Here is a 9286-nt window from a genome sequence, read left to right on the forward strand (position 1 = left end):
AGACAACAACATGGAGTAGAAGCGGGTGGCGAAGCTTCCTGTAGAGAAGATGCGCGAACTGGAGCGCCGCTTCGGCGAGATCGAGGCCCGCATGTCTGAAGGCCCGGCTGCGGACGTTTATGTGCGGCTCGCGTCCGAATATTCGGAGTTGCAGCCTGTCGTGCGCAAGATCCGCGACTATGAGAAGGCAACCGCGGAGGTATCCGACCTGAGGACGCTGCTCGCCGACAAGGCGACGGATCGCGAAATGCGCGAGCTTGCCGAGATGGAGCTGCCGGAGGCCGAGGAGAGGGTCGAGGCGCTGGAAAAGGACATGCAGGTCCTGCTGCTGCCGAAGGACGCCGCGGATGAGAAGAGCGCGATCCTGGAAATCCGCGCCGGCACCGGCGGCAACGAGGCGGCACTATTTGCGGGCGACCTGTTCCGGATGTACGAGCGCTATGCCGCGGGCAAGGGCTGGAAGGTGGAGGTGCTTTCCGCCAGCGAGGGCGAAGCCGGCGGCTTCAGAGAAATCATCGCTACCGTCAGCGGGCGCGGAGTGTTCTCCAAGCTGAAGTTCGAATCGGGTGTCCATCGGGTCCAGCGCGTGCCGGACACCGAGACGCAGGGGCGGATCCACACCTCGGCGGCGACCGTGGCCGTTTTGCCGGAGGCCGAGGAGATCGACATCGAGATCCGGCCGGAAGACATTCGGATTGATACCATGCGGTCATCGGGTGCTGGTGGGCAGCACGTCAACACCACGGATTCCGCCGTCCGGATCACGCACCTGCCGACGGGATTGGTGGTAACGAGTTCTGAAAAATCGCAGCACCAGAACCGCGCAAAGGCAATGCAGGTGCTGCGGTCCCGGCTCTACGACATGGAGCGGCAGAAGGCCGATAGCGAGCGATCCGCCGACCGCAAGAGTCAGGTCGGATCCGGCGATCGATCGGAACGCATAAGAACCTACAATTTTCCGCAGGGGCGCGTGACGGACCACCGGATCAACCTGACGCTCTACAAGCTCGACCGAATGATGGAGGGCGAGATTGACGAGGTTGTCGATGCGCTGATCGCCGATTACCAGGCGGGCCAGCTGGCACAACTTGGCGAGCAGCAGGGGTGACCACGCTTTCCGCCGTGGTTGCAGATGCGAGGAGCCGACTTGCCGCAGCCGGATTGCCGGACGCGACGATCGAAGCGAGAATTCTCATCGGCGGCGTGCTCGGCCTGACGGCTACGGACGTATTTGTCAGGGGCGACCGCGAGATTGGCGGCCCTGAGCTCGAGAAAATAGCGGAAGCCATCGGGCGACGCTTGAAACGGGAGCCTGTGCACCGCATATTAGGAGAACGAGAATTTCGCGGTATGGTGCTGAAGCTCTCTCCGGAGACGCTGGAGCCGCGACCGGACACGGAAATCCTCGTCGATGCCATCCTTCCCTATGTGAGGCGGTTTGTCGCATCGCGAGGCGAAGTACGTATCCTGGATCTGGGAACCGGAACCGGCGCGATCCTCCTGGCACTCCTGAAGGAATGCCCGCGGGCGACCGGAGTCGGCACTGACCTCTCCGAGGCAGCGTTACAGACGGCCCGCGAAAACGCGGCGAGGCTTGGCCTGGCTGGCCGGTTCGAGACGATCCGGAGCAATTGGCTGGAAGAGGTTACAGGGCGGTTTGACATCGTAGTTTCAAACCCGCCTTACATCAGAACGGGCGTTATCGCGGCGCTTGAGCCGGAAGTCAGGGAGTTCGATCCCCTGCGTGCGCTTGATGGCGGACCGGACGGGCTCGACTGCTACCGTGCCATCGCCGCAGGTGCCGGCGAGGTTCTGGCGCCCGGCGGAATGGTCGGTGTCGAGATCGGCTATGACCAGAGGGATAGTGTGACGACGATCTTCCAGGCGGTAGGCTTTGTCCTGCATCAGGCGCTTCGGGATTTTGGCGACAAGGATCGTGTCCTTCTGTTTGCCAAGGCGGAGCCGACCATTGATTTTGCACAGCGAAAGAAAAGGCTTGGATTTCCAGAGGAAGCACGATAGTTTGCGGCCACGTACCGGGCGGCTGGGAATGAACGGAGATTCGTTCGGGTTAAGGTCAACCCTGAGACCGGCTCTTTTGAGTTTCAAAGGTTGAACATTTCCTGGTGCGTGATTCAGGTAATTTGACTTTCACTAGCGGCAGGTGGCTCGGTGTCCTCCTGCGCGCGGCGCGCGAAGTCTCGGTCTGGCGCAAGCCAGCATGGCCGCGCGGCCCCTATCAGCGGATAACAGACAATTCAGGTGATCTATCTATGAGGCCAGGACAGCAGAACAAGCGCGGTCGAGGGCGTGGCGGCAGCAACAACAGTGGCGGCGGCGGCAACTTCAATCGTAAGGGCGGCAATCCTCTTACCCGCACCTATGACAGCTCCGGCCCAGACGTTAAGATCCGCGGAACGGCGCAGCACATTGCCGAGAAGTACGCAGCACTGGCGCGGGACGCCCAGAGCTCCGGCGACCGAGTGATGGCAGAAAACTATCTGCAGCATGCGGAACACTACAACCGCATCATTGCAACGGCCCAGGCGCAGATGCAGGAGCGCTTCCAGCGCGACGACCGCGGCGAGTTCCAGGATCGCGAGGGCCAGGACGGCGACGACATCGAAACCAACGAGGGCGATGACGAGGGTTCGTTCCGCCAGCAGTCTTCCGCGGAAGGCCAGTCGCAACGCCGGGACAACCAGCAGCCAAGCGAACAACGCGATCATCAACGTCAAAATCGCCGCGAGCGTGATCCGCTTCCTGCAGCCGAGGCGACGCCTGCCATCGACGGGTCCGGGCCTCAGCCCGTGATCGAGGGTATACCAGCCGAGGTTGCCGTGGAATCGGAAGAGCAGGGCGCGCAACGTGAACGCCAGCCGCGCCGTCGCAATGCCGGCAACCGCCCGCGTCGCCCCCGTCGGGGAGAAGAAGGTGCGACTTCAGAGGCCGGCGCAGCCGAGTCTCAACCCGAACTGGCGGACGCACCCGGGGAGTAGCGTGACTTATCAGCATTGAGACGACGAGACCCCGGCCGTAACGCCGGGGTCTTTCTTATGCAGGTCTCATGGGGAAGCATTCCCGCCACGGCGTGGCGCCATCACTGTCTGCGCCTAGTGGTTGATGCCGGAGCCCCCGACGGCGACGATGTTGAACGGAGAACCTGCGATTGGCAGTGAGCGGTTCTCCCCTAAGGTCTGGGCATCGAGGATAAGGATGCGCTCGCGGCGCGGGTCCGTCACGGCGATCTCCGTGCCCATCACCGCCAGACGCGGACGCGGATCGCGCCAGTGCCCGTCCTTGCTGTATGGCTCCGTGACCTGAACTGATCTCGTCAGCCGGCCGGTGAGGATGTCCAGTACATGGAGTTTCCCATCTTCCGTAAACACATAGGCTGTCGCGGGCCGCGCAGGATCAAGGGCGAAGTCCACCCGCCGGACGGGAAGCTCGACCAGAAGGAATGGGTTCTCCTCAGAGGGGTCTATCATGACAACCTTGTCGTCACCGTAGTTGCCGAGGAAGAACTGCATGGCTCGTCCGCCTAGTAGGGTGCCGACCTGCCCTTCCGGCATGTCGTCGCCATAGGACAGCATCTCAAGCTCGGGCGTCCCACTTCCATCCCTGCGGGCGATCAGTACGCCTTCCTTGCACCCAAAGGCGACCATCCCCGCTGAAGATGCTTCGCCGTGCAGACCGGTGCAAGTCGCGATCTCTCCCACCTGTTGTCCTTCGCCATTCAGAACCTTCAGCCCCAGTCGCGGCGGCAAGTCTCCTTCCTTTGTCGCCTTCGACACGTCCGGCTCGGATATGAGCATGTAGGCTCCAAGCGGCACCGCTACGCCGTGATGAGGTGCGGTCGACCTCACCACCTCATGGGTCATTTCTCCCTTCAGAAGCGCAGCCTCGTCAAAGATGCGTGCTTCACCTTCCAGATCGAAGAATTGCAGAACCTGATCGTCGTGCGGGACCGCGTGGACCGGCCGTCTTCCATGGATACGTCCAAGTTGCGCCGGCTGGTTGAGTTCCACATCCTTGTGTTCTCCGTGATCGGAGAAGGTGACGCCCGTGGCGATTACGTCGACGGCGTCGGCATCCATCTGAACCGCAAAGGCGGTCTTCCCACTTTCGCTCGCAACCAGATGGGTGACGTAACCTTCAAGCTGATACTGCGCGATCTGGTGTCCGGTGGCGCCATCCAGCACTGTGAGCTTTGCATCCTTCTGGTCTCCGACCAGAAGCCGCCAGGCTTCCACCTCATCTGCCCTCGAAGGGCTGAGCGTTGCTATGAGGATGGCGGAGGACGCTGCAATAAGCGGCAGGCGAAGCATGGTTGTTTCCTTCGTGGCTGTAATGTAATAACATTTCATTATTAGGATGCATCCTGTTTTCTGTCCAGTGAAAATCGGCACCGGCTTGGGCTTGACTTACAGATAGCTGACTGGTTATTTGACCGATCAATAGCTGATTGGTTATCGATAGTGGCACAAGATACTCAGACGCTTCTCTTCAGGGCCCTGGCCGACCCCACGCGCAGGGCGATATTCGAGCACTTGTGCCGCGACGGCGAACAGACGGTCGCTGCATTGACTGCCCGTGCCCGAATTTCGCAGCCAGCGGTTTCGAAACACCTCGTGGTTCTCAAGCAGGCGGGTCTGGTGAAAGATCGGCCCGATGGGCGTCACAACCACTACAGCGCAGAACCGGCCCCCCTGAAGTCGATCATCGACTGGTCGGGCGAGATGACCCGCTTCTGGGACGCTCGCTTTGTTGCGCTGGAAGATCTGCTGAAGAGGATGGATCAATGAACTCTATGTCCGTCGATACGCTCTCGGTCGTCGTTGAGCGGGACCTTCCTTATCCGCCGGAGAAGATCTGGCGGGCGCTGACGCAGCCGCATCTGATCCAGGAGTGGCTGATGAGGGGCAACTTCCAGCCGGAGATGGGTCATCGCTTCAGCCTGCGTGCGGATTGGGGTTCCGTCAACTGCGAGGTACGGGCAATCGAGCCGGGCAAGGCGCTGTCTTATACATGGGACACCAAGGACCTCAGGAGCATCGTCACCTGGACCCTATTCCCGAGCGAGACGGGAACACGGCTGCGCATGGAGCAGACAGGGTTCAAACCGGAGCAGCAGCCATATTACCGAGGCGCTCACGCCGGCTGGCCGAAGTTCCTGGACGCCATGGAGCGCGTTCTCAGAGAACGGAACTGACGCAGTCTCATCCACAGCGTTCGAGCGGGGCGATGTGACGGTCACGCAAGAGGAGGACTGACATGACCTTGAGCTACGCAATTCGGCAGGGCCATCGCTGGCTGTCGATCGCCTTTACCGTTACGGTTATCGCCAACTTCATCTTGATGGCACTTGGGCAGCCGCCCGCCTGGATCGTCTATGCGCCGCTGCCGCCGCTCTTTCTGCTCCTGATCACCGGCCTCTATATGTTCGTGCTGCCCTATACGGCCAGGCGGCGAGGCGAAGGCGGGCGTTGAGCGGCAACGTAACCAGATCGGACCGCCTCAAAAGATATCCCGGCGAGCCGTGACCGGTTCTTTAAATCCGCAAAATCTCCTCCCATATCTCGTTCAACGCCGATGTTTCCGGCGAGGGGTTCGCCTTTTGAGGGAGCTCAATCTCAATCATCGTTTCGTGCCTTATTAAAGGGCGGAACGATCTGTGGAGGTTCGACATGAATATCGAGAAATATTCCGAGCGGGTTCGCGGCTTTCTGCAATCGGCTCAGACCCATGCCCTTTCCGAAGGGCACCAGCAGTTCACGCCCGAGCATGTGCTGAAGGTTCTCCTGGATGACGACCAGGGGATGGCATCCTCGCTGATCACCCGCGCCGGCGGCGATCCCAAGGAAGCGCGCCTTGCCAATGATGCAGCCCTTGCCAAATTGCCCAAGGTGTCGGGCGGTGGCGGCCAGGTCTACCTGTCGCAGCCGCTTGCCAAGGTCTTCACCACCGCAGAAGAGGCTGCCAAGAGGGCGGGCGACAGCTTCGTCACCGTCGAGCGACTGCTTCTGGCACTCGCCGTCGAAAGCACGGCATCCACCTCCGCGACCCTGAAGAAGGCGGGCGTCACTGCCCAGGCTCTCAACCAGGTCATCAATGAGGTTCGCAAGGGTCGTACTGCCGACAGCGCCAATGCCGAGGAGGGGTTCGACGCACTGAAGAAGTATGCTCGCGACCTGACGGCGGAAGCGCGGGAGGGCAAGCTTGACCCGGTGATCGGCCGGGATGACGAGATCCGCCGTACGATCCAGGTTCTTTCCCGCCGCACGAAGAACAACCCGGTGCTGATCGGAGAGCCCGGCGTGGGCAAGACCGCGATCGCCGAGGGTCTGGCACTGCGCATCGTCAATGGTGACGTGCCGGAGAGCCTGAAGGACAAGAAGCTGATGGCACTCGACATGGGCTCGCTGATCGCCGGCGCGAAATATCGCGGCGAGTTCGAGGAACGCCTCAAGGCGGTCCTGAACGAGGTGCAGGCGGAGAGCGGCGAGATCATCCTCTTCATCGACGAGATGCACACGCTGGTCGGCGCCGGTAAGGCGGATGGCGCGATGGATGCTTCCAACCTGTTGAAGCCGGCGCTCGCCCGTGGTGAACTGCACTGCGTCGGTGCCACGACGCTCGACGAATACCGCAAGCATGTGGAGAAGGATGCTGCCCTTGCCCGCCGGTTCCAGCCGGTCATGGTCGACGAGCCGACCGTCGAGGACACGATCTCCATCCTGCGCGGCCTGAAGGAGAAATACGAGCAGCACCACAAGGTGCGGATCTCCGACTCTGCGCTGGTGGCTGCCGCAACTCTTTCCAACCGCTACATCACCGACCGCTTCCTGCCCGACAAGGCGATCGACCTGATGGACGAGGCCGCCTCGCGGCTCAGGATGCAGGTGGATTCCAAGCCTGAGGAACTGGACGAGCTTGACCGCCGCATCATCCAGCTGAAGATCGAGCGGGAGGCCTTGAAAAAGGAGACTGATACGGCGTCGGCCGACCGGCTGTCGCGGCTCGAAAGCGAACTCGCTTCGCTGGAGGAGCAGGCAGATGCGCTGACGGCCCGCTGGCAGGCCGAGAAGCAGAAGCTCGGCCTTGCGGCGGACCTCAAGAAGCAACTTGATGAGGCACGTAACGAGCTCGCGATTGCACAGCGCAGTGGCGAATTCCAGCGCGCGGGGGAGCTGGCCTATGGCGTGATCCCGGGTCTCGAAAAGGATCTTGCCGCGGCGGAAGCGCAGGATACCAGCGCCAACGCCATGGTGCAGGAGGTCGTCACCCCGGACAACATCGCCCATGTCGTCTCCCGCTGGACCGGCATCCCGGTCGACAAGATGCTGGAAGGCGAGCGCGACAAGCTGCTTCGCATGGAAGACGAGCTGGCGAAGTCCGTGGTCGGCCAGGGTGACGCCGTTCAGGCGGTCTCGCGTGCCGTCCGCCGGTCGCGCGCCGGCCTGCAGGACCCCAACCGGCCGATCGGTTCGTTCATCTTCCTCGGACCGACCGGCGTCGGCAAGACGGAGCTGACGAAGTCCCTTGCGCGCTTCCTGTTCGACGACGAGACGGCGATGGTGCGCCTCGACATGTCGGAATACATGGAGAAGCATTCCGTCGCCCGGCTGATCGGCGCACCTCCCGGCTATGTCGGCTATGAGGAAGGTGGTGCACTGACGGAAGCCGTTCGCCGCAAGCCTTACCAGGTCGTGCTGTTCGATGAGATCGAGAAGGCGCATCCGGACGTGTTCAACGTTCTCCTGCAGGTGCTCGACGACGGGCGCCTGACGGACGGGCAGGGCCGCACGGTCGACTTCAAGAACACGATGATCATCATGACGTCGAACCTCGGGGCGGAATATCTCACCACCCTGCCGGAAGGTGCCGATACCGACCAGGTGCGCGATCAGGTGATGGACGTGGTCAAGGCGTCGTTCCGGCCGGAGTTCCTCAACCGCGTCGATGAGATCATTCTCTTCCACCGCCTGCAGCGGACGGAAATGGGCGCGATCGTCGATATCCAGATGAAGCGGCTGATCTCGCTGCTCGCCGAGCGCAAGATCGCGATCGAGCTGACCCCGGAGGCCCGCGAGTGGCTCGCCGAGAAGGGCTATGATCCGGTATATGGTGCCCGGCCGCTGAAGCGGGTGATCCAGAAGTTCGTTCAGGACCCGATGGCCGAGCAGATTCTCTCCGGAAACATCCCGGACGATTCCGCGGTCGCCGTCGATGCCGGATCGGACCGGCTGCTCTTCCGCGTCAAGCGGACGGTGGCTGAAGCCGAAGCGGCCTGATTGCGGCCTATCGCGGAAACGAAAATGGCGGCTCCCGCGCCGCCATTTTTCTTGATGCCTATCGGCTCGCGACTTCCGCAGGGTCGCCGCCGGTTCCGAGCAGAGCATCGATCCGAGTCCGCTCCTCCTTAAAGCGTGCGAGGTTGTCTCCCTCGAGCGATTTGCCGCCCGGCAGGCGGATCTTCATCGGGTCGACCTTGCTGCCGTTGACGATCAGCTCGTAGTGCAGGTGCGCACCGGTCGATAGTCCCGTCGATCCGACATAGCCGATGACCTGGCCCTGCTTGACCTTGGCGCCCGGCTTGATGCCCTTGGCGATGGCGCTCTGGTGATTGTAGGAGGAGACATAGCCGTTGGCATGCCGGATGATCGTCTGGTTGCCGTAACCGCCCTTGTCCCAGCCGGCGGTCTCTACCACGCCATTGCCGGCGGCGATGATCGGCGTGCCGCGCGGGGCTGCCCAGTCGGTTCCGGTATGCATGCGCGCATAGCGCAGGATCGGATGGCGGCGCATGCCGAAGCCGGAGGTCAGTCGCCCATTGGGAACCGGATTGCGAAGCAGGAACTGGCGGATGCTGCGACCTTCGGCATCGTAGTAGTCGATGGCGCCGTCCTGCGGGTCCTGGTAGCGGTAGAAGCGGGTTGTGGTATCGCCGAAATGGGCGTTGACGTAGAGGAGTTCCGACTGCTCGCTGGCCTGGCCGCTTTCATCCTGGGCCGAGAAGAAGGCCTCTATGCGATCTGTCGGTTTCAACTGTGCCTGGAGATCGACGCTGCTGGCCAGAAGCTTCACGAGGAGGCCGGTCATGTCGGTCGTCATGCCGTAGGACAGCGCGGCGCGGTAGATGCCGTCATAGACCCGCGGCAGTTCGCGACCGGTGGCCACTTGGACCGGCTGGTCGCTGAAGGCGCCAGCGACCGCATCGATCATCGGCGGCTCTTCACCGTCGATCATCCGGCCATGATCGTTGAGGGCTATTGTCACCTCGTGC

General features: G+C 62.1%; 9 protein-coding genes (1 of these 9 cut by a window edge). 7 read left to right on the top strand and 2 right to left on the bottom strand.

The genetic code is table 11. The features are described from left to right. The first annotated feature begins 25 nt into the window (after window positions 1-25). The 3 genes from prfA to ACEPP2_RS09430 all read left to right on the top strand — a co-directional run bounded on the left by prfA (window position 26) and on the right by ACEPP2_RS09430 (window position 2999). On the top strand, window positions 26-1108 hold the full coding sequence (prfA, locus tag ACEPP2_RS09420; RefSeq protein ID WP_395516411.1) for a peptide chain release factor 1: 1083 nt from the start codon (window positions 26-28) through the stop codon (window positions 1106-1108). Continuing rightward, entirely contained in the window at window positions 1105-2022 is a 918-nt protein-coding gene (gene prmC / locus ACEPP2_RS09425) for a peptide chain release factor N(5)-glutamine methyltransferase (RefSeq protein WP_395516412.1), read from the top strand. The genes prfA and prmC overlap by 4 nt, the downstream gene beginning before the upstream one ends. A gap of 251 nt (window positions 2023-2273) precedes the next feature. Then, on the top strand, window positions 2274-2999 hold the full coding sequence (locus ACEPP2_RS09430) for a DUF4167 domain-containing protein (protein ID WP_395516413.1): 726 nt from the start codon (window positions 2274-2276) through the stop codon (window positions 2997-2999). Window positions 3000-3113: 114 nt separating this feature from the next. On the opposite strand, the gene ACEPP2_RS09435 is transcribed toward ACEPP2_RS09430, so the two are convergent. Continuing rightward, window positions 3114-4328: a hypothetical protein gene (locus ACEPP2_RS09435; RefSeq protein ID WP_395516414.1), complete on the bottom strand. Its 1215-nt coding sequence runs from the start codon at window positions 4326-4328 to the stop codon at window positions 3114-3116. 150 nt (window positions 4329-4478) lie between these two features. On the opposite strand from ACEPP2_RS09435, the gene ACEPP2_RS09440 reads away from it, so the two are divergent. The 4 genes from ACEPP2_RS09440 (at window position 4479) to clpB (ending at window position 8294) form a co-directional block, all read left to right on the top strand. Further along, on the top strand, window positions 4479-4805 hold the full coding sequence (locus tag ACEPP2_RS09440; RefSeq protein ID WP_395516415.1) for an ArsR/SmtB family transcription factor: 327 nt from the start codon (window positions 4479-4481) through the stop codon (window positions 4803-4805). Further along, window positions 4802-5212: an SRPBCC family protein gene (locus ACEPP2_RS09445; protein ID WP_395516416.1), complete on the top strand. Its 411-nt coding sequence runs from the start codon at window positions 4802-4804 to the stop codon at window positions 5210-5212. Before ACEPP2_RS09440 ends, ACEPP2_RS09445 begins: the two co-directional genes overlap by 4 nt. Window positions 5213-5274: 62 nt before the next feature. Then, the gene (locus ACEPP2_RS09450) at window positions 5275-5490 is read left to right on the top strand and encodes a hypothetical protein (protein WP_077548690.1); all 216 of its coding nucleotides are present in this window, start codon (window positions 5275-5277) and stop codon (window positions 5488-5490) included. A 197-nt stretch (window positions 5491-5687) separates the two neighbouring features. Next, entirely contained in the window at window positions 5688-8294 is a 2607-nt protein-coding gene (gene clpB / locus ACEPP2_RS09455) for an ATP-dependent chaperone ClpB (protein ID WP_395516417.1), read from the top strand. Window positions 8295-8352: 58 nt separating this feature from the next. Here clpB and ACEPP2_RS09460 read toward each other — a convergent pair whose 3' ends face one another. Continuing rightward, window positions 8353-9286, bottom strand: partial view of a M23 family metallopeptidase gene (locus ACEPP2_RS09460; RefSeq protein ID WP_395516418.1) — the final stretch only. The gene runs 1007 nt beyond the window's last position; 934 of the gene's 1941 nt are visible here — the last part of the coding sequence; the start codon falls outside the window, past its right edge — the gene reads right to left on this strand; the stop codon is at window positions 8353-8355.

The sequence above is a fragment of the Pseudorhizobium flavum genome (assembly GCF_044142885.1).
Taxonomy (GTDB): domain Bacteria; phylum Pseudomonadota; class Alphaproteobacteria; order Rhizobiales; family Rhizobiaceae; genus Neorhizobium; species Neorhizobium flavum.